Annotated in this window: 22 protein-coding genes; 11 read left to right on the forward strand and 11 right to left on the reverse strand. The window is 66.9% G+C overall.

The features are described 5' to 3' along the window. Positions 1 to 56: 56 nt before the first annotated feature. Complete coding sequence (locus WFK36_RS13345) at positions 57 to 821, forward strand: hypothetical protein (protein ID WP_336792249.1); 765 nt, start codon at positions 57 to 59, stop codon at positions 819 to 821. A 76-nt stretch (positions 822 to 897) separates the two neighbouring features. Here the strand turns inward: WFK36_RS13345 and gdhA are convergent, their stop codons facing one another. Beyond that, the gene (gdhA, locus tag WFK36_RS13350; RefSeq protein WP_008381905.1) at positions 898 to 2,241 is read right to left on the reverse strand and encodes an NADP-specific glutamate dehydrogenase; all 1,344 of its coding nucleotides are present in this window, start codon (positions 2,239 to 2,241) and stop codon (positions 898 to 900) included. 317 nt (positions 2,242 to 2,558) lie between these two features. On the opposite strand from gdhA, the gene WFK36_RS13355 reads away from it, so the two are divergent. Beyond that, positions 2,559 to 3,011 (forward strand): TY-Chap domain-containing protein, encoded by a 453-nt coding sequence (locus WFK36_RS13355; RefSeq protein ID WP_336792251.1) that lies wholly within the window; start codon positions 2,559 to 2,561, stop codon positions 3,009 to 3,011. A gap of 119 nt (positions 3,012 to 3,130) precedes the next feature. On the opposite strand, the gene WFK36_RS13360 is transcribed toward WFK36_RS13355, so the two are convergent. After that, a complete protein-coding gene (locus WFK36_RS13360; RefSeq protein ID WP_157436227.1) occupies positions 3,131 to 4,711 on the reverse strand; it encodes a DUF6777 domain-containing protein in 1,581 nt (526 codons plus the stop codon). A gap of 235 nt (positions 4,712 to 4,946) precedes the next feature. Between WFK36_RS13360 and WFK36_RS13365 the strand changes: the two genes are divergently transcribed. From WFK36_RS13365 to WFK36_RS13385, 5 genes are all read left to right on the forward strand, one after another. After that, entirely contained in the window at positions 4,947 to 6,098 is a 1,152-nt protein-coding gene (locus WFK36_RS13365; RefSeq protein WP_336792252.1) for an N-acetylglucosamine-6-phosphate deacetylase, read from the forward strand. A gap of 112 nt (positions 6,099 to 6,210) precedes the next feature. Continuing rightward, positions 6,211 to 6,879: a hypothetical protein gene (locus WFK36_RS13370; protein WP_336792253.1), complete on the forward strand. Its 669-nt coding sequence runs from the start codon at positions 6,211 to 6,213 to the stop codon at positions 6,877 to 6,879. 56 nt (positions 6,880 to 6,935) lie between these two features. Beyond that, positions 6,936 to 8,024 (forward strand): S-(hydroxymethyl)mycothiol dehydrogenase, encoded by a 1,089-nt coding sequence (locus WFK36_RS13375; protein WP_008380466.1) that lies wholly within the window; start codon positions 6,936 to 6,938, stop codon positions 8,022 to 8,024. Continuing rightward, the gene (locus tag WFK36_RS13380; RefSeq protein WP_336792255.1) at positions 8,021 to 8,641 is read left to right on the forward strand and encodes an MBL fold metallo-hydrolase; all 621 of its coding nucleotides are present in this window, start codon (positions 8,021 to 8,023) and stop codon (positions 8,639 to 8,641) included. The genes WFK36_RS13375 and WFK36_RS13380 overlap by 4 nt, the downstream gene beginning before the upstream one ends. A 73-nt stretch (positions 8,642 to 8,714) precedes the next feature. Continuing rightward, complete coding sequence (locus WFK36_RS13385; protein WP_336792536.1) at positions 8,715 to 10,394, forward strand: SulP family inorganic anion transporter; 1,680 nt, start codon at positions 8,715 to 8,717, stop codon at positions 10,392 to 10,394. Positions 10,395 to 10,537: 143 nt separating this feature from the next. Here the strand turns inward: WFK36_RS13385 and WFK36_RS13390 are convergent, their stop codons facing one another. Together WFK36_RS13390 and grpE are read right to left on the reverse strand one after the other, a co-directional pair. Then, on the reverse strand, positions 10,538 to 11,995 hold the full coding sequence (locus WFK36_RS13390; protein WP_336792256.1) for an APC family permease: 1,458 nt from the start codon (positions 11,993 to 11,995) through the stop codon (positions 10,538 to 10,540). 144 nt (positions 11,996 to 12,139) lie between these two features. Continuing rightward, positions 12,140 to 12,640 (reverse strand): nucleotide exchange factor GrpE, encoded by a 501-nt coding sequence (gene grpE / locus WFK36_RS13395; protein ID WP_008380457.1) that lies wholly within the window; start codon positions 12,638 to 12,640, stop codon positions 12,140 to 12,142. A gap of 90 nt (positions 12,641 to 12,730) precedes the next feature. On the opposite strand from grpE, the gene WFK36_RS13400 reads away from it, so the two are divergent. The 3 genes from WFK36_RS13400 to WFK36_RS13410 all read left to right on the forward strand — a co-directional run bounded on the left by WFK36_RS13400 (position 12,731) and on the right by WFK36_RS13410 (position 17,233). Then, on the forward strand, positions 12,731 to 14,407 hold the full coding sequence (locus WFK36_RS13400) for an Hsp70 family protein (protein WP_336792258.1): 1,677 nt from the start codon (positions 12,731 to 12,733) through the stop codon (positions 14,405 to 14,407). Positions 14,408 to 14,416: 9 nt separating this feature from the next. Continuing rightward, complete coding sequence (locus WFK36_RS13405) at positions 14,417 to 16,432, forward strand: hypothetical protein (RefSeq protein WP_336792260.1); 2,016 nt, start codon at positions 14,417 to 14,419, stop codon at positions 16,430 to 16,432. A 108-nt stretch (positions 16,433 to 16,540) separates the two neighbouring features. Continuing rightward, the gene (locus tag WFK36_RS13410) at positions 16,541 to 17,233 is read left to right on the forward strand and encodes a TerD family protein (RefSeq protein ID WP_336792262.1); all 693 of its coding nucleotides are present in this window, start codon (positions 16,541 to 16,543) and stop codon (positions 17,231 to 17,233) included. A 1-nt stretch (position 17,234) separates the two neighbouring features. Here WFK36_RS13410 and WFK36_RS13415 read toward each other — a convergent pair whose 3' ends face one another. After that, a complete protein-coding gene (locus tag WFK36_RS13415) occupies positions 17,235 to 17,633 on the reverse strand; it encodes a YccF domain-containing protein (protein WP_336792263.1) in 399 nt (132 codons plus the stop codon). A gap of 34 nt (positions 17,634 to 17,667) precedes the next feature. Between WFK36_RS13415 and WFK36_RS13420 the strand changes: the two genes are divergently transcribed. Next, positions 17,668 to 17,931, forward strand: coding sequence for a hypothetical protein (locus WFK36_RS13420; protein WP_336792265.1), 264 nt, complete (start codon positions 17,668 to 17,670; stop codon positions 17,929 to 17,931). On the opposite strand, the gene WFK36_RS13425 is transcribed toward WFK36_RS13420, so the two are convergent. The 6 genes from WFK36_RS13425 to WFK36_RS13450 all read right to left on the reverse strand — a co-directional run bounded on the left by WFK36_RS13425 (position 17,932) and on the right by WFK36_RS13450 (position 23,992). Continuing rightward, entirely contained in the window at positions 17,932 to 18,315 is a 384-nt protein-coding gene (locus tag WFK36_RS13425) for a DoxX family membrane protein (protein ID WP_336792266.1), read from the reverse strand. A 58-nt stretch (positions 18,316 to 18,373) separates the two neighbouring features. Then, positions 18,374 to 19,822, reverse strand: a complete 1,449-nt coding sequence (locus WFK36_RS13430; protein ID WP_336792268.1) for a catalase — start codon at positions 19,820 to 19,822, stop codon at positions 18,374 to 18,376. A gap of 108 nt (positions 19,823 to 19,930) precedes the next feature. Then, complete coding sequence (locus WFK36_RS13435; RefSeq protein WP_336792269.1) at positions 19,931 to 20,518, reverse strand: DUF937 domain-containing protein; 588 nt, start codon at positions 20,516 to 20,518, stop codon at positions 19,931 to 19,933. A 40-nt stretch (positions 20,519 to 20,558) separates the two neighbouring features. Beyond that, positions 20,559 to 21,347 carry a DMP19 family protein gene (locus WFK36_RS13440; RefSeq protein WP_336792270.1) on the reverse strand — a complete coding sequence of 263 codons (789 nt, stop codon included), beginning with the start codon at positions 21,345 to 21,347 and terminating at the stop codon, positions 20,559 to 20,561. A 60-nt stretch (positions 21,348 to 21,407) separates the two neighbouring features. Next, positions 21,408 to 22,922, reverse strand: coding sequence for an acyl-CoA synthetase (locus WFK36_RS13445; protein WP_336792272.1), 1,515 nt, complete (start codon positions 22,920 to 22,922; stop codon positions 21,408 to 21,410). A 77-nt stretch (positions 22,923 to 22,999) separates the two neighbouring features. Then, the gene (locus WFK36_RS13450; RefSeq protein WP_336792274.1) at positions 23,000 to 23,992 is read right to left on the reverse strand and encodes an alpha/beta hydrolase; all 993 of its coding nucleotides are present in this window, start codon (positions 23,990 to 23,992) and stop codon (positions 23,000 to 23,002) included. Between the last annotated feature and the right edge of the window lie 92 nt (positions 23,993 to 24,084).

Consider the following 24,084-nt stretch of genomic DNA (forward strand, 5'->3'; position numbering starts at 1 on the left):
GCGAAGTATGCTGCATAACGGCCATTCGGCCCATGTGAGCAAGGGGAATGCACGTCATGCGAAACACAGTGAAGAAGTCTGTCGGCAGCGTCATCGTGGGCATCGGGGTCATCGGCCTCGTCGGAGCCTGCTCCGACAGCGGCTCCGCGGTCAAAGCGGACGGCGCCGCGGCAGTCTCCGACAGCTCCGACACGCCGGAGGGACCCAGCAGCACCGCGCCGGCCGACGCCTCCAAGGTGCATAGTCTGGTGCTCGACGCGTCGGAGTTCCCGACCGGCTACACCGCGCAGGAGATCCCCCGCGGTCAGACCCAACAGATGGTCGACAGAATTCTCGAGACGACGAAGAATGCGAAGATTAAACCCGCGGGCTGTGTTCAGCTCAGCGCGGTGCCCGACAGCGTCGACATCAACAAGATCGGCCTCGTGGTCGCAACCAAGGGGACGACCACCACTTTGACGGAATCTCTCGCCGTCGTGCCGACGACGATCGCCGAGTACCGGCGGCAGGCGACTGGCAAATGTGCCGACATGACGATGACGATGACGATGAACGGTCAGAAGATCACATCGCGAGTGAAGCAGAAGGTCGTCGACGGTCCGAACACAGCAGCCGCCGATTCGCTGGTGCTGGAGATGGAGACCGAGGCGACCGTCGACTCGACAACGGTGACCACGCGCGGCCTCTTCGGATACGCCTCGGTCGAGGGATACCTCGTCAGCGTGCAGGCGATGAACCTGACTCCGTCCGCCAAGCCTGATCGTTCCGGCTTCGACACCGTCTTCACCAAAGCCGTCGCCAAAGTCGCGGACGAGGCCTGACAGGCCCGGACACAGATCGACCGCACGGCGTACGACGAATCGTGCGCGCGTGCGGTCGGTCGCGTCGGTCTGACGGTCAGATGACGCCGAGCGAGTTCATCGCGTCGGCGACCTTCACGAAGCCGGCGATGTTGGCGCCGGTGACGTAGTTGCCGGGGTCGCCGTACTCGTCGGCGGTCTCCAGGCAGTTGCGGTGGATGTCGCGCATGATCGCGTTGAGGCGACCCTCGGCGTACTCGAAGCTCCACGAGTCGCGTGACGCGTTCTGCTGCATCTCCAGCGCGGAGGTGGCGACACCGCCTGCGTTGGCGGCCTTGCCGGGCGCGTAGCCGACGCCGGCGGCCTGGAGGACCTTGATGGCTTCCGGCGTGGTGGGCATGTTGGCACCTTCACCGACGATGATGCAGCCGTTGGCGACGAGCGCCTTGGCATCGTTCTCGTCGAGCTCGTTCTGCGTGGCGCAGGGGAGAGCGATGTCGGCGGGGACCTGCCACAGCGAGCCCTCGGTGCCGACCTTGGTTCCGTTGCCGCGCAGAGCCACGTACTCGCTCAGGCGTGCACGACGGACCTCCTTGACCTCCTTGAGGATCTCGAGGTCGATGCCCTTGTCGTCGATGACGTAACCCGACGAGTCGGAGCAGCCGATCACGGTGCCGCCGAGCTGGTGGATCTTCTCGATGGCGTAGGTCGCGACGTTGCCCGAACCCGACACGAGGACCTTCTTGCCCTCGAACGTGTCGCCCTTCGACTTCAGCATCTCGTCGACGAAGAACACCGCGCCGTAGCCGGTGGCCTCCGGGCGGACCAGCGAGCCGCCCCACGAGACGCCCTTGCCGGTGAGGACACCGGACTCGTAGCGGTTGGTGATGCGCTTGTACTGGCCGAACAGGTAACCGATCTCACGGCCGCCGACACCGATGTCGCCTGCCGGAACGTCGGTGTACTCGCCGATGTGGCGGTACAGCTCAGTCATGAACGACTGGCAGAAGCGCATGATCTCCAGGTCGGACAGGCCCTTGGGATCGAAGTCCGAACCGCCCTTGCCGCCGCCGATGGGCAGGCCGGTCAGGGAGTTCTTGAAGATCTGCTCGAAGCCGAGGAACTTGACGATCGACAGGTTCACCGACGGGTGGAAACGCAGGCCACCCTTGTACGGGCCGAGGGCCGAGTTGAACTCGACACGGAAACCGCGGTTGATCTGGACGTCGCCGTTGGCGTCGGTCCACGGGACGCGGAAGATGATCTGACGCTCCGGCTCGCACATGCGAGTCAGGACGTCGACGTATTCGGGGTGCTTGGCGACAACGGGGCTCAGCGAGTCGAAGACTTCGCGAACGGCCTGCTGGAACTCGGGTTCACCGGGGTTACGGCGGTTGACGACGTCGTAGATGTCGTGGAGCTGGGGGGCCCAGTCACTCATTGGGTGGTATCACTCTCTACTCGAATGAGAGCGACCCGCGGCATGCTCGAAGGTCGCTCGGCCACGGCGATCCTTTTCGTACGTGTGCGCCGTTGAACACGTACTCGACCTACCGGACTATTCCGGGCGTCACTGTATCCGTGTGTAACGATCTCGTGAAACCTTGGGCCTGTTTTTGTGCGATGTGACACGTCGGCGACACGGCGACGTCATACGACAGAAATGTGATGTGTGGTGCGAGGTAATCCACCGCCAGTCGCCGTGATCGCGTTACCGTGGGACACGAGCCAGCTCCCCGCCTGCTTCGGAGGTGTGTTGTGACCGACCCGATCACCGAGAACATCAGCGGATTCGACGAGTCCGCGTTCGACGCCGAGCTCGACGGGCGGTGGCGCGACTTCCGCATCCGACTGGCCGACTACCTCTCCGACCTCACCCGCGGGTACCCGTTCAGCGTGTACGACGCCGTCGCCAACTGGAGCGGGATGACGGCACAACTCGAAGCCGCCTATATCGGCGACGACGGGCTGGCGTTGATGATCGAGGTCGACCAGCTCTCCGCCGACGAACGCGAGCAGGCTGGTCGGGTCCGGATGCTCCGGGACCGCGGCTGGCGCCGAGCCGACGACACACTGATCCTCGAATTCGAGCGCAGGCATGTCGACGAGGCCGCGATCGCCGTCGAATACGCACTCCGCGAAGTGTGGGGCGTCCCCGATCCCGCCTATCTTCTCGCCGACGAGAACGACATGTGGCGCGAGTTCACCTGACCGCTCGTCGGGCGAGCCTTTCCGCTCGCTGAGCAATCCTTCCCGACCGCCGAGCGCTCCTTTCCCGCTCGCCGAGCGCAGTCGAGGTGTATCGACTCCGCCCGACGACCAGGTCAGGACTACTCGGTGGGCTCCACCGAGGTCTCGGTCTCTGTGCTCTCTGACGTGGTCGTCGTGAGTGTCTGCCACGAAGCAGTGGTCACCGCGAGGCTTTCAGTGGAACCGACAGGCGTGACCCGCCAGATCTGATCGCTCGACGACGAGACCGCCGAACTCACCGTCGACTGCGACAGGTCGGACGCGTTGAACTCACGGCTGACCGAGTCACTGCACGTGGCGGTGACAGTCGAAGAGTCGAAACTCGACGGCAGGGTGCACGTGACGCTGGTGCCGCCGGAGGTGAACGTCAGTGATCCGATCGTGTCACCGGTGGACGAACCAAAGTCGGTCGGCGTCGTGGCGACCGTGGTCTCCGTGGTGGGGACGGAGGCGTCCGATGGCGTGATGCCCCGTGTCTCGACTCCCGGGGTGGTGCCGGGAGTCTCGACACCCGGAGTCGTGCCGGGTGTTTCGACACCGGGGGTCTCGGCACCTGGAGTCTCGACAGTCGTGGTCGCGCCGTCCGACGGGATCACAGTGGTGCTCGACGACGCTTCGATGACGGGCGCGTCGTTGTTCTCCTGCGCTCGTTCGACAACGGCCTCGGCCGGTGCGTCACTGCCGTCGACGGTGCCGTTCTGATCGGCGTCGCCTGCGGTGAACGTCGGTGCCGTGTTGAGCGCTGCCGGGTCCGGGAGTTTGACGTCGGCCGGAGGCGCGGGCAGGTCGAGGGTGCCGCCGATGTTCAGGATCTCGGTGAGTCCGGTGACGAGGTTCTGAATCGTCAACGGCGCCAGCGGCGCCGGGGCGGCGGGTTGGTTCACAACCGTGGTCGTGTTGTTGACGATCGTGACGTGCTGCGTGTTGTACACGACGCGTTCGACGTCGCGGGTGTGGAAGTCGTGCCACGGGTCGCCGATCACGCGGTAGCCGCCGACGGGAGCTGAGGCAGGAGGGCGGAGCGGGTTGCCGCATGAGCAGACCGCTCGCGGCACGCCGATGGAGTCGACGTACACCGGAGTGCCCGCCTGCAGGACCGACTGGAACGGACTGGCGACGCCACCGCGGAAGGCGTGGTTGGTCACCCAGGTGTCGGCGGTCAGCACCACCGGCGACAGTGTGTTCAGGTACCACGAGATGTCGGACGTGCGGATGCCGAAGACACTCGCCCAGGCCGACGCGGCCGCGGGGTTGGAGTTGAGGTAGTTGCCGAGGGCGGCGGTGTCGCACGACGAGGTTCCGGTGGTGGCGTACAAGCCGGGATCTGTGCCGCTGACCACGCGGACGCCCTGGTGGCCGGTGCCGCGGGTGCGGTTCTTGAGAGGAGTCGTGTTGTGGGCGAGCGCGACAGACGGGGTGAACGGATCCGGTCCCGCGTCGTCGGCCGCACGCAGGCTCAACGCGGGGATGATGATGTTCCCGGTCTTGTCCTGGTAGACCTTGATCGCGCCGAGCGCGAGCACGACCGACAGGATCGCCACGATGGCAGACAGGATGATCGTCGTCCGCCGTCGGCTGCGCCGTTGCGCGTCGTACGCTGCCGCCGCAGCCCCGCCGAAGCCGGGTTGCGGCTGATGCGGATATCCCGGTGGGTACGTCATGGGTGCTCCCTGGTCGGTCTGGTCGGCCGGGCACTCCACACCAGAGACCCGACCGTCTCGTCCAGTCCATCGCGTATCGGCTGGGAACCGTCACCCCGCGGGCTGGAATTGAACCGAATGGATGACCGGGTCGTCCTTTGGGCGGCCCGTATTGTGATGCGCCGACCTGACCTCAGGGAAGACCGTCCGCTTGGAGTCCGCGTGGTGTGTGCGGATCGTCGATAGGCTGCAAGACGTGTCTTCTCAGTCCCGCATTGTGGCCGCTTCTGCGGTGGTCGCCGACGGCGTAGTCCACCGCCCAGGTTGGTTCGAAGTACGGGCCGGCGTGGTCGAAGCCATCGGGGAGGGACGTCCTCAGGGCGAGCCGGATCTCGAGTTCGCTTCAGGGACAATTGTTCCGGGGTTCGTCGACATGCATGTGCACGGTGGCGGGGGAGCGTCGTACACCGACGGTGACGCCGACCAGGTGCGAGCGGCCTCGGAGTTTCACCGATCGCATGGAACGACGACGACTGTCGCCAGCACGGTCAGCGCGAGCCCCGACGAACTCGCCGAGATCGTCGGGCGCCTCGCTCCGCTCGTCCGTTCGGGAGCGATCGCAGGCATTCATCTCGAAGGACCGTGGATCGCGCATTCGCGGTGCGGCGCCCACGCCCCAGACCGGCTGCGCAGTCCCGACCTCGCCGAGATCGACAACCTGCTCGACATCGCCGACGGCACGATCGCCATGGTCACGATGGCGCCGGAGCTCCCCGGAGCGCTGGACGCGATCACCCGATTCGTCACGGCAGGCGTGCGGGTCGCCGTTGGGCACACGGACGCGACTTTCGCCCAGACGCAGGCGGCGCTCGACGCAGGCGCCAGCGTCGCGACCCACCTGTTCAACGCGATGGCGCCGCTCGGGCACCGAGAGCCGGGACCGATCCTCGCGTTGCTCTCGGACCCGCGTGCGGTGGTGGAGTTGATCGGTGACGGCGTCCACCTGCATCCGTCGCTCGTCGCGCAGGTGCAGCAGAGCGTGGGAGCCGATCGGGTGGCGCTGGTGACCGACGCGATGGTCGCCGCGGGCATGTCGGACGGAGACTACGTTCTCGGCTCCCTCGAGGTGTACGTCCGCGACGGCGTCGCCCGGCTGCGCAGCACGGATGCGATCGCCGGGAGCACCGCAACGATGGACGGACTGTTCGCCCGGACGGTGCGCGGACTGCGCGCGGCTCCCGTCCCGATGACCGACGACGACGCGCTCATCGCCGCGTCCACGATGTGCTCGAGGACGCCTGCGCGGGTCCTCGGCCGAGACGACATCGGAGTCCTCGCCGTGGGTAGGCGCGCCGACTTCGTGGTCCTCGACGCCGACCTGCGCGTGATCGGAGTTGAGAAGAGTTGACCCGAACCCCGCGTCACACCTCCCACCAGGGGCGTGTGCGCCGTAGGGTGTGAAAGCAAGCCTGTTCGGAACGGCCGGCGGGCTCGACAACGTCTCCTCGGAGGGAACCCCGATGACTGGCAAGAAGACTCTGCTCGCCCGCCTGGAGGAAGAGGTCAAGCGCCTCTCCAATGAAGTCGTCGCCCTGCGCGACACCGTTCTGGCGTACTCGCCGCTGAACAAGAAGGACGCGGCTCCTGAGCCCGCGAAGCCAGCACCTGCCAAGCCGGACAAGAAGGCCGAGCCCGCCGCTGCGGCGAAGCCGGCCGCAGCCCCGGCCAAGAAGGCAGAACCGGCGAAGTCGGCCGCGAAGCCCGCAGCGACGAAGGCTGCTCCGGCGAAGAAGTCGACTCCTGCGAAGAAGACCGCGGCCAAGTCCGCGGCGCCGAAGAAGGACGCCCCCGCCAAGAAGGCGACCCCGGCCAAGAAGGCTGCTCCTGCCAAGCCCGCTGCCGCCACGAAGCCCGCCGCTGCCGCGAAGCCCTCAGCCGCTGCGAAGCCCGCTGCTGCTGCGAAGCCTGCCGAAACGAAGCCTGCGCCCGCGAAGCCGGCCGCCGCGGCCGCCGACAAGCCCGTTGCCGCAGCGAAGCCCGCAGCGTCGGCGAAGCCCGCTGCGGCCAAGGCCGCGCCCGCGAAGTCGGGTGCGAAGACCGTCGCCGATCTGAAGGCCGAAGCCAAGGCCAAGGGCGTGAAGGGCTACTCGACGATGACCAAGGCTCAGCTCACCGAAGCCCTCAAGTAACACCCGCACGACTGCTCGAAACCACCGTATTCGCCAGAGAACAAGGAGGACCGGGGTTGTCCCAGGTCGTCAAGGGAGTCATCTCCCGAACAAAGAACGCACCGACCGAACTCGTGGACATCGTGATCCCGGACCCGGGCGCAAACGACGTCGTCGTGAAGATCCAGACGTGCGGCGTCTGCCACACCGACCTCGCGTACGCCACCGGCGGCATCAACGACGAGTACCCGTTCCTTCTCGGTCATGAGGCCGCCGGTGTGGTCGAGTCGGTCGGCTCGGGCGTCACTCACGTCGAGGTCGGCGACTTCGTGGTCCTCAACTGGCGTGCGGTCTGCGGCGAGTGCCGTGCCTGCAAGCGGGGCCGTCCGTGGTACTGCTTCGACACGCACAATGCGAGCGTCCCGATGACACTCACCGACGGCACCGAACTGTCGCCCGCCCTCGGCATCGGCGCGTTCGCGGAGAAGACCCTGGTGCACGAAGGTCAGTGCACGAAGGTCGATCCGGACGTCGACCCGGCTGTCGCCTGTCTCCTGGGCTGCGGCGTGATGGCCGGTCTCGGTGCGGCGATGAACACCGGCGGCGTGTCGCGCGGCGATTCGGTCGCCGTGATCGGCTGCGGCGGTGTCGGCGACGCAGCGATCGCGGGTGCTCGTCTGGCCGGCGCGACGACGATCATCGCCGTCGACCGCGACCCCGGCAAGTTCGCATGGGCAACCGAACTCGGCGCGACGCACACCGTCGACGCGTCGTCGGTGGACGACGTGGCCGAGGCGATCCGGGAACTCACCGACGGCAACGGCGCCGACGTGGTGATCGACGCCGTCGGACGTCCCGAGACGTACGAGACCGCCTTCTACGCTCGCGACCTCGCGGGCACCGTGGTGCTCGTCGGGGTTCCGACACCCGAGATGCGCCTGGAGATGCCGCTCGTCGACTTCTTCAGCCGCGGTGGTGCGCTCAAGTCGTCGTGGTACGGCGACTGCCTGCCCGAACGGGACTTCCCGATGCTCGTCGATCTGCACCTGCAGGGGCGTCTCCCGCTGGACAAGTTCGTCACCGAGCGGATCGCGATCGACGGCGTGGACGAGGCGTTCAAGTCGATGGAGGCGGGCAAGGTGCTGCGCTCGGTGGTTCAGCTGTGAGGATCGACCGGGTCGTCACTTCCGGCACGTTCTCGCTCGACGGCGGGACGTGGGACGTCGACAACAACGTGTGGGTGGTCGGCGACGACACCGAAGTTGTGATCATCGACGCCGCCCACGATGCCGCGCCGATTCTGGCGGCAGTGGGGGAGCGTCGGGTGGTGGCGATCGTGCTGACACACGCGCACAACGACCACATCGGCGTCGCGCCCGAACTGGCCGAGGCCACCGGTGCGCCGATCCTGCTGCACTCGGCCGACGAGATGCTCTGGGAGCAGACACATCCGGGCGTCGGGCACGGTGAGCTCGCCGACGGCCAGGTGATCGAGGTGGGCGGCGAGCGGCTGGAGGTGATCAACACTCCCGGGCACTCTCCGGGTTCGTGCGTGATCTGGTCGCCGTCGTCGAAGGTCCTGTTCAGCGGCGACACCCTGTTCCAGGGCGGACCGGGCGCCACGGGCCGCTCGTTCTCGAACTTCGACGACATCATCGCGTCGATCCGCGATCGGATCCTGGTCCTCGACGACGACACCCGCGTGTGCACCGGTCACGGCGACGACACGACCGTCGGTGCAGAGGCCGGCGATCTCGCCGAGTGGATTAGGCGTGGTCACTGACGGTTCGGGCGATACGTCTCCTCGACTGCGCTCGGAGAGCCGCCGGGTCGTCTCGCGGCTGACGCCGTTGTCCATGCGTGGCTACCAGCGACGGTGGCTGCGCGCCGACGTGATCGCGGGTGTGTCGCTCGCGGCCGTCGCGATTCCGGAGGCGATGGGCTACAGCTCCATCGCGCAGGTCCCGCTCGGAGCGGGTCTCTACTCGCTCATCGTCCCGGCCATCGTGTTCGCGCTCGTCGGAGCGTCTCGGCTGATGGTCGTCGGTGCGGATTCGGCGACGGCAGCGCTCCTCGCCTCGGGGATCGCCGGTCTCGGGGTCGCTGGGTTGAACCCGTCGACTCCGGAGTGGCTCGCGTGGGCGGGTCTGATCGCGCTGGTCACCGGTGTGATGTTGCTGCTCGCGTGGGTCTTGCGTCTCGGTTTCCTCGGCGACTTCCTGTCGACAGCGGTCCTCGCCGGCTTCCTCGCCGGAGTCGGCGTCCTGGTGGTCACCGAGCAGGTTCCGGGACTGCTCGGGATCGAGCGCGCTCACGGCAGTCACGTGTGGGGCAAGTGGGCGTTTGTGGCGACGCATCTGGGTGACGTGCGGTGGCAGGCCGTCGTCTTCGGCGCCGTCACCGTTGTCGCGTTGTTTCTCGTGAAACGTTTCCGTCCGCAGCTTCCGATGCCGATACTCGTTGTCGTCGGCGCGATCGCGCTGGTGATGCTTTTCGATCTGACCGCCGTCCCCACCATCGGCGACGTTCACGCGGGCCTGCCGACCATCAGTTTCCCGGCGTGGACTGCGATATGGGCGAAGGCGCCCGAGCTCCTGACCGTCTCCTTCGGCTGCGTGTTGGTGATCCTCGCGCAGAGCGCTGCGACCGCTCGCAGTTTCGCGCAGAGCCACGGCGACCACGTCGACGTGAACCGCGACATCCTGGGCCTGTCCGCGGCGAACGTCTCCGCGGCTTTCACCGGGTCTTTTGTGGTCAACGGCAGTCCCACCAAGACAGCGGTCCTCGATCAGCAGAAGGGGCGGACACAGCTCGCCAATGTGACGATGGCGCTGACAACACTCGCGGTGGTCGCGTTCGCGTCGCCGCTGCTCGCCCATCTGCCGGAGGCGGTACTCGCCGCCGTGGTGTTCGTCGTGGGTGTCGAGTTGATCCACCTCAAATCTTTCCGCAGCATCTGGCGGATCCGGCGGATAGAGTTCGGCGTCGCGGTGGTGACGACGGCGATGGTCGTCGGATTCGGAGTGCTCACCGGCATCGTCACCGCGATGGTTCTGTCCCTATTGCAGATGATTCATCGCCAGTACCGCCCGGATCGGTTTGTGATCGGGGTGGGCGACGACGGTCGGCGACAGTACGAGCCGGCGAAGCCCGGCCACCAGAGCCTGCCGGGGCTCATCGTCTTCCGGTACGACGCCGATCTCTTCTATGCCAATGTCGGGCGCTTCTCCGATGACGTCACGGCGCTCGTGAAAGGCGCGCCCGACCCGGTCAAGTGGCTGGTCCTGGACTGTTCCGCAGTCTCCGACGTCGACTACTCTGCAGCCAAGGCGATCAGCAGTCTCATCGGGTTCGTGCACTCGGTCGGTGCGCGCTTTGTCCTCGCCGGTGTGACGCCTGAGCTGCGCGAGTCGCTCGACTCCGCTCGGATCATGAGCGAGATCTCCGCCGACCTGGTGTTTCCCGGTGTCGGTTCTGCTGTACGGGCCTTTCGCGCTGACCACGGTCACCCCGCGTCGACGCCCGACGCACGTTAGCCAGGCATTTCGAGGTTCCGCGCATGTCTTTCAGTGGACCTCGCGGCATTCCGACTCGCGCCTACGCTAGCGCTCCGGCACGGCTCAATGAGCAAAAGAGGTCCTCCACCGCGGTGCGGTGGAGGACCTCCGGAAGATGTGGATCAGGCTGAAGTCTCGACTCCTTCGGCCTCGTCGACGTCCGCGTCGGTGCGACGGTCCGATTCGCCGACCTGGGCGGCGACGGTCGGGCGGTTTCGCTTGAGCCACGCCCAGCTGCCGACGATGCCGACGACCGCGACGAAGAAGATGATCGCGACCCAGAAGCGGTTGCCCTCGGGGAACGGGTTGAAGCTCTTCCAATAGATGAGCCCGGATCCGAACGCTGCGAGCAGCACCGAGATTCCGATCCCGAAGCCGACCGACCTCGTGCGCATCGCGTACCAGCCTGCCGCCAAGACCGTCGCGCCGTACGACGCCACGAGCATGTAACCGGCGAAGGTGCCGAGCAGCGAGTAGGTGGTCGTCGCCCGTGCCAGCAGCGCGCCGAGCACACTCACGATCAGATAGATCGCACCGAGAGTGAGGACGGCGGTTCGCGGAGTGCGGTGCACCGGGTCGACACCGGACAGCGCCTTCGGCAGCATTCCGTCGCGAGCCATGGTGTACACGGTGCGGCTGGTGCCAGCCATGATGCCGAGGGTGGATCCGAAGAAGCTGATCGCGACGCCCGGGTTGATGAGGTGAGCGAGCCAGCCGACGTCGTAGTGCGTGGCGAGGACGTCGAGCGGCGCGTCGATGCCGTCCATCGGGACGTCGCGGAAGCCGAGGACGATCACGTAGGTGCCCGCGAGGTAGAGCAAGCCGCACGCGGAGACCGATCCGACCACGGCGAGGCTGATGGCGCGCTTCGGATTACGGGCTTCACGGCCGAGAGTGACGGCGTGATCGAACCCGGCCATCGAGAACACCGAGAAGCCTGCCGTGGCGAGGATCGCAGCCATGGAGAATCCGCTGAAGTCGAACTGGCGGCCGTCGACAGGACCACCGGGGACGCGGACCAGGATGACGACGAACAGGATGACGATCACGATTATCGTCAAGAACTCGATCAGGAGCAGGAGCTTCGCGGACAGCTTCACTTCGCGCAGCGAGAGTGCGGTCACGGCGATGGCGACGACGGCTGAGCAGCCGGCGAGGATCCACGGGTTGTACGGCACGCCGAGCTTGCGGAGCCACGCATCGAGGTAGATCGCCGCACCCAGCACGCAGGCGGGGCCGGAGACGAGCGACGACGCGAGGTGCGCGAACATCACGAAGTAGCCGGGACCGCGTCCGGCGGCGCGGGTGGTGAGGCCGTAGATGCCGCCGGTGGTGGTGAACCTGCGAGCAAGCCAGGCGATGCCGCCGGCGAAACCGAGGACCAGGAGCGAGGTCACCGCCCAGGTGACCCAGCTGAGCGCTCCGACTTGCTGCATGATGACGCCGATGGCGAGGGCGAGTGTCGACGCGGGAGCCAGAATGCCGAGTGAGACACCGAAGACCGCCCATAGGGGCAGCACGCCCTGGGGCAGATCCTCGGACGTCGACGTGTCGGTCGTCGTGGGTGGGCTGGTGGTCACTGATCCTCCATTAACTGAGCCGTCAGTCAGATACCTAGAGAATGGTGATCCCGCTCACCGGGAATGTCAAGCGATGACGTGGAACACGCCACGCAGTCCCAGGTCAGTAAGGTGAACGCGCCCGAGCGTCGTCGATCGGACGGGTCAGGTCAGGTGTTGATGCCGCCGGACGATCACCGCCGCTGCGCGGATCGACCTGTCGCCCACCTGCAGTCCAGGCCGAAGCAACCGAGCAACCGTGCGATCCTCGGCGACGTCGCCGGTGTCGACGACGTCGACGGCCTCCATGGTGCGAGCGTCGAATGTCGCGCCGGGCGAGGGGACCACAAGCACGCCGTTCCGCCCGCTGATCACCCGATCGAGCCCGGCGGCGATCGCTGCGAACGCGGCACTATCGGCGTCGTCGGCGCTCTCCGCACAGAGGGTTGCGTCGGTGTAGAGGGCGAACAGGTCGACCAGCAGGGGCAGGTCGGCGCCCGCCGCGGCCTGCTTGGCACGACTGCGGTCCGACTCGACGAGTCGATCGAGAGTCTGCGCCTGCCGGGCGATCACCCGAGCCAGGTCTTCGACAGTCTCCGCGACCTGTGCGATGGTCGCGGACTCGGGGCCTGCATCGGATTCGGCATCGGGGCTCACGCGATCCATGGTCGCACTTGTGTCGGCGGTGGGGATTGTTTGAGGTGGATCATTTCCAGTGGCGGCACGGCATCGTCGCCGCTGTTACGATCCCCGATCGTGGGTGTATACGGAATCGACCTGGGAACCACCAACTCCGCGATTGCGACGATCGATGCCGATGGACGCCCCGAAGTGGTGATCGGACTGGGCGGCGTCCCGACCACGCCGTCGGTGGTCCTCCTCCCGAGCGCGAACGATCACATGGTCGGTGAAGGCGCCCGGCGTCAGGCGCGCCTGGACCCCGACAATGTCTGCGCGCTCGTCAAACGGCGGATGGGCGACGCCGACTGGAGGTTCGTCGCGCACGGGCAGTCGTGGTCGGCGCCGGCGATCTCCGCACTGATCCTCAAGTCGTTGGCCTCCGACGCCGCTTTCGCCGGAGAGAAGGTGGAGCGCGCGGTTATCACGGTCCCCGCCTACTTCGGAGACGAGGAACGACGGGCAACCGTGCAGGCGGGCACGTACGCGGGCCTCGACGTGGTCGGTGTGCTGTCCGAGCCGATCGCGGCAGCGCTGTCGTACGGCTTTCGGCGCCTCACCGACACGAGCGCCGCGTCGGGAAGCACCGATGAAACCGTCCTCGTCTACGACCTCGGCGGCGGAACGTTCGATGCGACGGTGATCGAACTGGCCGACCGCCGGATCTCGGTGCTCGCGGTGGAGGGAGATCATCAGCTCGGCGGCACCGACTGGGATGAACGCCTCGCACTCCACCTGTCCCGTCGGTTCTGCGAGGAGCATCCCGACGCCGAGGACCCGCTCGACGACTCGGCTGGTTCACAGGCGCTGATTCTCGCCGCCGAGCGTGCAAAGCACGAGCTGACCGATGCCGAGTCGACGACAGTCATCATCGCGCACGACGGGGCGCGGTCGGTGATCGCCGTGTCCCGAGCCGATCTCGAAGAACTCACCGCCGGACTGCTGAACCGGACGCTCGACCTCACGCGGGCATGCGTCGCGGCCGCCCGCGACCGCGGCGTCACCAGGCTGAGCCGGATACTGCTCGTGGGTGGGTCGTCCCGGATGCCCGCGGTCGCCCGCGAGGTCGGTGCCGCGCTCGGCATCACGCCGGAGCTCACCGACCCCGATCTCGCAGTGGCTCGCGGTGCTGCCGTGTACGGCGAGAAACTCGAGATCGAACGTCTCGTCGCCGCCGATCTGCGTACACGTGGCCGTCTGTCGGACGGTGCACCGCTGTTCACCGCCGACCCGGGCGACGTCGACGGCGCGTGCGCGCGAGTGGCGGCCGCGTTCGGGCTGCCGGTTTCCGGTGTTCGGCGGATGCTGGAGATCACCGTCGACACCGTCGTCTCCCGCGGTTTCGGGGTGCTCGCGGTGGGACGCAGCGGTGAAACGGAGGCGACCTGGCTGGTGCATCGCAATCAGACGCTGCCGATCCGGGTCCGTCGATCGTTCGGCACCATGCGAATGAACCAGGATCGAATCGAGCTGGTCGTCGTCGAACAACAGGGGCAAGCCCTATCACCGCATCCGGAGGATGCGAAGGTGCTCATCGAGGGCAGCATCACCGACATTCCGTTCGGCTACGACGAGGGCAGCGAAGTCCAGGTGACATTCGAGATGGGCTTCGACGGCGTGCTGCACGTGACGGCGTTCCACGTCGAAGCGCAGATCCCGCTGACCATGTCGGCCCGGACGGGTGCGACGCTGTCGCAGGCCGAGGTGGCCCGCGAACTCGACCAGGTTCACCGCACTCGTCGACGCGATGTCTGAGTGCCGGCGATGAGCAGTCCTGCGTTGCACCCCTTCGTCCCCAACGACTACCGCAAGCGAGTGCTGGCGGCGGTCGAACGTCGCGGCGGCCCCGACGCGTCCGACGTGTTCGAGCTGTACGACATCCCCGTCGAATCTGCCGGCGCACTGCCGGACGACGTGGTCGCGGTCCGCATCGACGAGGTGTGGGCGTTCTGGCAGAAGCATCGCGACCACCCCAAGTATCGGGTGCTCGTCGGTCGGCTCGTCGCCGAACACGAGACCCGGTCGGCGGCGCTGCGGTTCGCGGCGGCCCGAGCGGCTCAGGCGGGTGTGGTGGCCGCGCGCCGGGAGGTTCGCGATGCCGAACGGTATCGCCTGCTCGACAGCGCGATCGAACGCCTGCAGGACCGATACGGCGGAATCCCGACGTCCAAGCGGGCCGGTCTCGACGACGTGGGGGCGATGGGGGGACTCACCCCTGACGAAGTCGCGACGAGACTGCGCCGATACCGAACAGTCGACGACGGCGCGTCGACCCCACAGCCGTCGTCGACGGATTCGTCGAACCTGACCGACCGTCGACTCGAACAGATCGACGAACTCCTCGGCGAGTTCAACCGCCTGCGCGACGAGGCGCCGACGCCGACACTGTTCGGTCTGCTGTTGCTGACGCTGGACGACGCCGACAACCGCGCCGAGGTGCAGGCGCGGACGGAATCGTTGTCGCAACGCGCTCGGGAACTCGGCGCCGGACGGATGCGCGCCGTGATCGACGAACTGCTCCTGCATGTGCGAGACGTGCTTCTCGGCGACCCGGCGACCGCGGCCGCCTACGCCGACGCCATGACCGGCCGGATCGCGGAGTATCTGCGTCCTCGGATCCGGGCGGCCGTCCTGATCGAGGACGAACTCCTCGCCGAGGATCGAGACTTCCTGCGCCAGGAGGCGATCGACCGCGGCGCGGGCCCGGTAGGGGCGGAAAGGCTGATCGGTTCGATAGCAGCCGAGTTCGGCGCGACGGTGACATCCGGCGTCGCCGCAGGCCAGACGGCCGCCGCGCCGCGTCGAGACTGGGCCGAGCCGTTGCGTGAGGCGCGCGGCATGCTGCGCGAGGGCCGGCCGGTCCAGGCGCGTTCAGTGCTCAAGCGAGCCCGTCGCCTGGCGGGCGACGACGTCGACGCCGGTCGGCAGATCGAGGCGGTCGCGGACGAAGTCGGCCGGGCCATCCGCGACGCGCAGCAGCGGTGGCGGCAGGCGGAGGCGGACGTGGCGGCCGGTCACCACGCCTCCGCGCTGGAGACGTTGGAATGGCTGGCGCGACATGCCTCTGACATCGACATCCTCCGTACGTCCGGACCGGGACTCGCCGAGGCCCTCGCGAACTCCCGACGGTTGCTCGACGCCGCCCCGTCGGATGTGGGCGCGGTGAGTCCCGCGGGTCCGGTGTCTGCCGAGAGGACTGCCGACGGCTCGATCCGGGTGAGTTGGCTGCCCTCACCCGATTCCGGCGCGAGTTACCGGGTCGTCCGGCACACGCCGGACGGTCGACAGCAGACGGTCGGACGCACCGCCGCAACCGAACTGGAGGACGGCGGCTCGCTCGGCGTCGACGTCCCGGTGTACGAGGTCACGACTATCGTCGACGGTCGACACTCGGCGCCGGTCCGCTCCGGGGAGACTCTCGAACAGGCCGCTCAGGTCCCGGGCCGGTCGCGAGTGCCCGACCCGGATCTGCCGCCTGTGGGTGGAGTGGCGGCGACCGCAGATCGGGTGATGTTCGTCTGGCCGCCCGGCGTCACCGAGGCCATGGTCGTCCTTCGCGGAGACGAACCCCCGAACGCTCCCGACGACCCGCGCTCGACTCCGCGCAAAGTGACGATCACGCGCTACGAGCTCGACGGCGGATTCGTCATACCGGCAGAACTGACGCGGCCATGCCACGTGGCGGTGGCGAGTTGTCGACGTGACCCCGCCGGAGGTCTTGTCATCGCGTCGTCGTTCGGTGCGGACGCTCGTGCCGTGGCGGCTGATGACCGGCGATGATCATCGGTGCAACGTAGTCTGGGGGCGTTCCTCGACACGGGTGGCCTCTGTCACAAGTAGGTCAGCACCACCAGGTCGGTCATGCCGAGCGGAAGGAGCCGTCTGAAGATGGCCATCGACTACACCAAGCGTCCCAATCCCCAGCCCGCCGCACCTGCCCAGCAGCCGCCTCCCCCGCAACCGTCTCCCCAGCCGCCGGTGTCTCTGCAGAAGCTGACGCTGACCAAGTCGGCGCCGAGTGTGTCGCTGACCAAACAGGGCTCGACCACCGGGCAGCTCCGGGTGAACCTGAACTGGACGCAGGGCAGAGGCGGCGGCCTTTTCCGCAGGTCCAGCGGGGTCGATCTGGACCTGGCCTGCCTGTGGGAGTTCACCGACGGGACCAAGGGCATCGTTCAGGCACTCGGCAATTCTTTCCAGGCGCCCCGGACGGGGAATCCGGTCATCTATCTCGACGGTGACGATCGTTCCGGTTCTGTCGCCGGCGGCGAGAACATGTACATCGACCTCTCGCAGTCGCAGCGGATCCGCCGGATCCTGATCTTCGCGTACATCTACGAGGGCACGCCCAACTGGGCGAGCGCGAACGGTGTCGTCACCGTGTTCCCGCAGAGTGGGCCCCAGATCGAGGTCCTCCTCGACGACGCGACCAACGGCGCCGTCTCGTGCGCCATCGCGCTCCTGGAGAACCGCAACGGTGAGCTCGTGATCAACCGCGAGGTGCGCTACATCCGCGGCGCTCAGGACGCCGTCGACCACGCCTACGGCTGGGGAATGAATTGGAAGGGCGGCCGTAAGTAGCTCAGTACGGCGCGCCTGACCGCACGGCGTCGACGGGCACGATGTCGACGCCGAGCGGCATGAGCGAGATCGGAATCATCTTGAAGCTGGCGATCCCGAGAGGGATGCCGATGATGGTGATGCACAGGGCGATGCCCGTGGTGATGTGTCCGATCGCCAGCCAGATGCCCGCGACGATCATCCAGATCACATTGCCGATCAACGACGCGGTGCCCGCCTCCGGCTTGGGCACGGTGGTGCGCCCGAACGGCCACAGCGCGTATCCGGCGATGCGGAACGAGGCGATCCCGAAAGGAATCGTGATGATCAGGATGCAGCAGATGACACCGGCGACGGCGTAGCCGACGGCCATCCAGAATCCGCACAGGACCAGCCAGATGATGTTCAGCAGTGTTCGCATGCATCCATCATCCACTGCCGCATAAGGTTGCGACATGGGAAATCGCCCTGATGGGAATCTGGGTCGTCGCGCCGTGTGGTCGGTTGTCACGACAGTGGTGCTCGTGGTCAGGGTGGTGGCGACGATCGTCGCGACGTTCTGCGTGTTCGCGTGGATCGTCGCCGCGTTCCGAGACAGCTTGATGAACCCCTGGCTGTGGTGGGCCGTCGGCTCGGTGATCGCGATCGTCGTGAGCACCTACCTGTACAGCTACCTGCGAGTCAGGTATCCGAGCGCGTCGGAGCGCTGGGAGGAGTGACTACCTCCGGCCCGCCGCGATGATCGTGACCAGTCCGCCCGCCATGGCGACGTTCTTGAGGAACTGAACCTTCTGCTGGGCACGTGCGGCCGGGTCGTCGTACGTCCAGAACCCGTGGCCCGCGACTGTGGTCGGGATCAGGGACGCGAGAACCACGCCCGCGGCGGCGCGCGGAGCGATCCCCGCGGAGATCAACGCACCTCCGATCGCCTGCGCGGCGCCGTTCGCGCGGACGACGGTCTCGTTGTCGACCGGGAGAGGCAGCTTGTCGAGCAGCGGTGCAGCGGCGTCCACCCGCATGCCAGGTGCTGTCGCCGCGTCGTAGCCGAGCTTGATGTACGGGACTCCGGTCAAGACACGGCCGACCGCGGGGAGCAGATTCATCTGTGGATTCCTCTCGTTGATGTCTCCGCGCCTCGCGGACCGACCGGTCCAGTCTGCCTCAGCCCGCGCGCACCCGTTCTTCGATCGTCGCGCCGAGATCGGCGTCGATGGTGCGCCAGTATTCGAACGCCCGCAGCAGGACGGGTTCGCTCACTCCGTCGAGGAGATGTCCGGCGACGTTGTCGGCGAGTCGGTCGCGCGCGGCGTCGTCGAGCACGTCGCGGACAAGGGTGCCGGGTTGGCCGAAGTCGTCGTCCTCGGCGTGATCGACGTATGCCGACCGCACGATGTCGCCGTCCGCGGCCCACTGCGGTTCCACCTGGCCGGGATAGGTCGCGGCGGGTCCACCCTTGGAATTCGGGGCGTACACCGGGTCGCTCACCGGATCGATCCGCATCGCGCCGTCCTTGGAGTAGCTGCGGACCTCGTTGTGCGGACGATTCACCGGGATCTGCTTGTAGTTCGCGCCGAGCCGAGCGCGGTGGGCGTCCGCGTACGCGAACACCCGGCCGAGCAGCATGCGATCCGGGCTGAATCCGATGCCCGGGACGGTGTTGCTCGGTTCGAAGGCGGCCTGCTCGATCTGGGCGTGATTGTCGGTCGGATTGGTGTGCAGCGTCGTCTTCCCGACCTCGTGCAGCGGGTAGTCGCCGTGCGGCCACACCTTGGTGAGATCGAACGGATTGAACCGGTAGTTCGCCGCGTCGTCGAACGGCATCAGCTGGACCTTCAACGTCCAGCTCGGGTGATCACCCGCCGCGATCGAGTCGAACAGATCTCGCACGTGGTGATCGCCGTCCGCGCCGGCGAGGCGATCGGCTTCGTCCTGCGTCAGGAACTCGACGCCCTGGTCGGAGATGAAGTGGTACTTGACCCAGTGCTTGACGCCCGCGGCGTTCACCCAGAGATAGGTGTGCGAGCTGTAGCCGTTCATGTGGCGCCACGTCTTCGGAATGCCCCGATCGCCCATCAGCCAGGTGACCTGGTGTGCCGATTCGGGTGAGAGCGTCCAGAAGTCCCACTGCATGTCGTGATCGCGGAGGTTGTTGTCGGCGCGACGCTTCTGCGACCGGATGAAGTGCTGGAACTTCAAAGGGTCTTTGATGAAGAAGACCGGCGTGTTGTTCCCGACCATGTCGTACACGCCTTCGTCGGTGTAGAACTTCAACGCGAATCCACGCGGGTCACGCCACGTGTCAGGGCTTCCTCGTTCACCCGCGACGGTGGAGAAGCGTGCGACCATCTCGGTCGTCGCACCGGGCTGGAACAGCGACGCGCAGGTGTACTGCGACACGTCGGACGTGGTCTCGAACGTGCCGAACGCCCCGCTGCCCTTCGCGTGCGGTTGGCGTTCCGGGATCCGCTCCCGGTTGAACTGGGCCATCTGTTCGATCAGATAGTGGTCGTGCAGGACTATCGGTCCCGCCGGGCCGACGGTCAGCGAATGCTCGTCGCTGCCGGCCGGAGCACCGGAGTCGGTCGTCGTGTAGGTGGTCTCCTCAGACATGTCACCCTCCCGATCGGTTGAGTGTGGGCTGTGGGGTCGAGTCATCCCGACCCCACATCCGACACTATCGATCGTTCGGACTACGTGCAGCAGTCTGTGGAGCGGACGCTACTTCCCGCCGAGGATGCTGCCGAGGATTCCGCCGAGCGGGTTGTCCCCTCCGCCCTTGTTCCCGCCGCCGAGCACACTGCCCAGGACGCTGCCGAGGTCGATCCCGCCGCCCTTGTTCCCTCCGCTGGCGTTGCCGCCGCCGAGGATGCTGCCGAGGACATCGCCGAGGCCGCCGCCGGAGGCTTTGCCGCCGCCCATCTTGCCGAGCACGTAGCTCAGGACGATCGGTGCGAGAAGCGGCAGGAGCTTCTTGACCAGCGACTGATCGACGCCCGCCACGGGAACGGCTCCGCTCACGGCCTGCGCGACGTCGCCGCCGTCGTTCCCGAACAGCGACTGCACGAGCTGCTCACCCTGCGCGACGTCGACGTCACCGGCGTCGATCGTGCCGTCCGCCAGCGTCGAGTCCTGAGCCGCGAGCGCGGTGTCGACGTCCTCGCCGCGGTCGCTCTTTGCGGCCACCCCGGCGACGAGAGTCGGCACCACCTGCTCCGCGGCGGCTCGGACATCGGCCGGGTCGGCGCCGAGCTGTGCAGCGAGGTCGTCGATCGGGAGGCGGCTGATGAGATCGTTCAAGTCGGACATGATCCTGCTTTCGTGCTGGCGGGCGGCCCGCTCGGCCACCCTACGAGTCGATGTTCGCACGGTGTTCCACCGTGCCGTCGTCGAACATGACGACCACGCGGCGCTCGTGATCCGCAAGTCGATACATCCATGCGGTGCCGGTGCGACCGTCGTCGTTGACGGATGTCGGTCCGAGAATCGCCCGGTAGGTGAGTCCGTTGGTCTCGCAGAATGCCATCGCAGCCTGTTCGTGCCGAGGAGCGGCTTCGAAACGCAGTCGGCGGCGTTCGTCATACGTCGGGGAGAGGCGGTCTCGGTGGTAGTCGACGTACTGTGCGATCTCCGTGTCGTCGAGCACCACGAGGCCGGGATGGCTGAGCAGGGAGTCGGCGTTCGCCTGCTCGAGCTCTCCGTAGTACGAGAAGAACAACGTGTCGAGGGCGCGGAGTTCGTCGTCCGGGTGAGGGGCGGATTGGCCCGATGCGAAGTACGCGGTCATGCGGCTCGATCTGGTCCGGTGCAGTTCCATGAAGCGCTCCCATGTGTGAAGCGACTCGGGGTGACCGATCTTGGCCAGACCGGCGCCCACGCGCCCGAAGATCGCGAGGTCGACTTCGCCCGCATTGCCCTCGAACTGCGCGTGCCCTCCGTTGGCGACATTCGCGATGTAGAAGTCGACCGCGTTGTACTCCAGGGCTGCGGTGCTGATCTCGTTGTCCCGCACGAGGGCGGCCCGCAGGTGCTCGAGGTAGTCGATGAGCGAGCACATGATCGCCAACGGTTCGCCACTGTTGAATGCCTTCTCGGAGATGACAACAGCGTCGCCGATCCCTGGGAGCCCCGAGTCCATGTGCTGAACGATAGCTGAAAGTCGACTTATCTGGTTGTTCGGCCTGAACTATCTAGCTTGTCAGGCGTTCGCCCGAAGTTCTCGCTTCAGCAGTTTTCCGCTCTGATTGCGCGGAAGCTCGTCAACGAAGGCCACCGACTTCGGGACCTTGAAGGGCGCGATCCGCTCTTTCACGAACGCGATGAGGTCGGCGTCTGACACGGACTCACCGTCCTTGAGCACGACGACTGCGGTGACCGCTTCAATCCACTTCTCGTCGGGTGTGCCGATCACCGCCACTTCGGCGACCGCCGGATGCAGGTAGACGGCGTCCTCCACTTCGCGGGACGCCACGAGCACGCCGCCGGTGTTGATCACGTCCTTGATCCGGTCGACGACGGTGATGTAGCCCTGATCGTCGCTGGTCACGAGGTCGCCGGAGTGGAACCAGCCGTCGACGAACGCCTCCGCTGTAGCCTCGGGCTTGTTCCAGTAGCCGCTGCACAACTGCGGTGAGCGGTAGCAGATCTCGCCCGACTCGCCGATCGGAACGTCGTCGCCGTTGCCGTCGACGATGCGGGTCTCGACGAAGAACGCCGGTCGGCCGCACGACGCGGGCCGTTCCGCGTGCTCCTCCGGCCGCAGGATCGTGGCGAGCGGGCCGATCTCGGATTGTCCGAAGCAGTTGTAGAACCCGATGTCCGGGTACCGCTCGCGGAGTCGGTTCAAGACCGTGACGGGCATGATCGACGCGCCGTACTGTGCCTTCTTCAACGAGCTGAGGTCCCGTGTGTCGAGGTCGGGGTGATTCGCGAGCGGCACCCAGACCGTCGGTGCGAGAAACAGGGAGCCGATTCGTCGTTCCTCGATGAGCCGGAGGGCTTCGGCGACGTCGGGCTTCTCGATCAGGGAGACGGTCGCGCCGATCGACAGGTACGGGAGCATGAACACGTGCATGCCTGCCGAGTGGTACAGCGGCATCGCGATGAGCGGGGCGTCGTCGGAGGTGAAGTCGAGGCCGATCACCGACGACACGTACTCGTGGACGAGTGCCTGATGAGTCATCATCGCGCCCTTGGGGGCCGACGTGGTGCCCGACGTGTAGAGGAGCTGCGCCAAGTCCGTCGGCGCGACGGCCACGTCCAGGGTGGGGACCGCGCCGCTGGACGCCGACGTGAGCAGGCTGTCGTCGGCGTCGCGCAGCGGAATCACCGGCACGTCGCCCACCACCTCGTCGAGGGTCGGGCGCAGAGCGGGGTCGACCAGCACCAGGGACGCACCGGAGTCGTCGAGGAGGTATGTCAGCTCACCCGCTTTGAGTGCGAAGTTGATCGGCACGTGCACCAGGCCGGCGCGGACGGTGCCGAGGAAGCCGATCAAGTACGCGTCGGAGTTGACGCCGAACGCGGCCACGCGCGCCCCGGGTTCGAGGTCGAGGGCCGCCAGCCGGGCCGCGGTGCGCGTGACCGCGGCGTCGAGCTGCGCGTATGTCCAGTCGCGGTCGGCGAAGCGCACCGCAACGGTGTTCGGTGTGCGCGCGGCGGACCGGCGCAGAAGGGAATCGATCGTATTTACTCGGACGTCCACGTAATTCATGAAACCAGCGAGCACGAGTGGCGCGAGGCGGTTTGGCGCGATCTGTGTGATGCAGCAGAGATCGAACGCTCGAGGGGTCAGGCGTCGGCGACGAAAGACGCGGCTTCGTGGACGGCCTCGCGAGACTCCGGGGTGAAGTACGGGAACATCTGGAACACGTGGCCTTGACCGGGCCATTCCTGCAGGGTCGACGTCCCGCCGGCCTCGGTGATGACGCGGTGGATGGCACGGGCGTCGTCGGCCATCACTTCGCGGGCTCCGACTTGGATGAGGGTGCGCGGCAGGTCCATGTCGGGGGAGAGCTGCACACGCATGCGCGGGTCGTCGGGATCGGCGTCGCCGGTGTACATCCGCAGGAAGTACTGTGCGGCGTGCGCATTGATGATGGGGTCTTTGACGCCGGAGTCCTCCAGCGCGCACGCCATCTGGAACGACGGATCGTAGAGCGGGGAGAACAGCACCATCGCCGACGGTTGGGGGAGGCCGTCGCGGTGGTTGGCTGCGAGGAGATCGAGGGCGAGGTGGCCGCCTGCCGAGTCGCCCGCGACGACGATCTGTGAGCCTTCGAACCCCTGGTCCAGCAGCCAGCGGTACCCGCGTATCGCGTCGTCGCCGCCGAGTGGCCACTGATATTCGGGTCCGAGCCGATAGTCGACGGAGAAGGCGCCGACGCCTGCTCGGCGTCCGAGTCGTGCGACGAGGCCACGGTGCGTCCGCGAGGAGCAGATCACGTACCCGCTGCCGTGGAGGTAGTAGATCACCTTGCGGCCGGTCGAGGGATCGGGGATCCGGCTGCCGAAGGCGGGATGCTCGTGGACCCATTCGCCGTACACACGCCCGGTGCCCGACCATTCGCGAACTGGGGTGATCCGTGTTCCACGTGGAACAGGGGACACCGCGGACAGCCCGCGGTTCACGCCGGGCCGCGCGGCGGTCAGCAACGACGGCGCAGCAACAGCTCCGCGACCGAGGACGGCCATCATCGGCCGCGACGCCAACGTGATGTAGTCGTTGAACGCGCGGGCGCGGAGCGAACCCCGCGCCGTCGGGGGATTCTCGAGCAGGCTCACAGATCGGACAGTAACCGGGTTTTGCGCTGTCCGACGCCGACGTGCAACAATTGGTCTACTTAACTTGCTCGAAACATGGCTGCGGCCTGTTC

It is taken from the genome of Gordonia malaquae (assembly GCF_037148075.1).
Taxonomy (GTDB): Bacteria; Actinomycetota; Actinomycetes; order Mycobacteriales; family Mycobacteriaceae; genus Gordonia; species Gordonia malaquae.

Excerpts from the sequence above, each read along its gene's own strand:
- WFK36_RS13345 (WP_336792249.1), top strand. The coding sequence starts at position 57 with ATGCGAAACACAGTGAAGAAGTCTGTCGGCAGCGTCATCGTGGGCATC.
- gdhA (WP_008381905.1), bottom strand. The coding sequence starts at position 2,241 with ATGAGTGACTGGGCCCCCCAGCTCCACGACATCTACGACGTCGTCAAC.
- WFK36_RS13360 (WP_157436227.1), bottom strand. The coding sequence starts at position 4,711 with ATGACGTACCCACCGGGATATCCGCATCAGCCGCAACCCGGCTTCGGC.
- WFK36_RS13370 (WP_336792253.1), top strand. The coding sequence starts at position 6,211 with ATGACTGGCAAGAAGACTCTGCTCGCCCGCCTGGAGGAAGAGGTCAAG.
- WFK36_RS13385 (WP_336792536.1), top strand. The coding sequence starts at position 8,715 with ATGCGTGGCTACCAGCGACGGTGGCTGCGCGCCGACGTGATCGCGGGT.
- grpE (WP_008380457.1), bottom strand. The coding sequence starts at position 12,640 with ATGGATCGCGTGAGCCCCGATGCCGAATCCGATGCAGGCCCCGAGTCC.
- WFK36_RS13405 (WP_336792260.1), top strand. The coding sequence starts at position 14,417 with ATGAGCAGTCCTGCGTTGCACCCCTTCGTCCCCAACGACTACCGCAAG.
- WFK36_RS13410 (WP_336792262.1), top strand. The coding sequence starts at position 16,541 with ATGGCCATCGACTACACCAAGCGTCCCAATCCCCAGCCCGCCGCACCT.
- WFK36_RS13415 (WP_336792263.1), bottom strand. The coding sequence starts at position 17,633 with ATGCGAACACTGCTGAACATCATCTGGCTGGTCCTGTGCGGATTCTGG.
- WFK36_RS13420 (WP_336792265.1), top strand. The coding sequence starts at position 17,668 with ATGGGAAATCGCCCTGATGGGAATCTGGGTCGTCGCGCCGTGTGGTCG.
- WFK36_RS13425 (WP_336792266.1), bottom strand. The coding sequence starts at position 18,315 with ATGAATCTGCTCCCCGCGGTCGGCCGTGTCTTGACCGGAGTCCCGTAC.
- WFK36_RS13430 (WP_336792268.1), bottom strand. The coding sequence starts at position 19,822 with ATGTCTGAGGAGACCACCTACACGACGACCGACTCCGGTGCTCCGGCC.
- WFK36_RS13435 (WP_336792269.1), bottom strand. The coding sequence starts at position 20,518 with ATGTCCGACTTGAACGATCTCATCAGCCGCCTCCCGATCGACGACCTC.
- WFK36_RS13440 (WP_336792270.1), bottom strand. The coding sequence starts at position 21,347 with ATGGACTCGGGGCTCCCAGGGATCGGCGACGCTGTTGTCATCTCCGAG.
- WFK36_RS13445 (WP_336792272.1), bottom strand. The coding sequence starts at position 22,922 with ATGAATTACGTGGACGTCCGAGTAAATACGATCGATTCCCTTCTGCGC.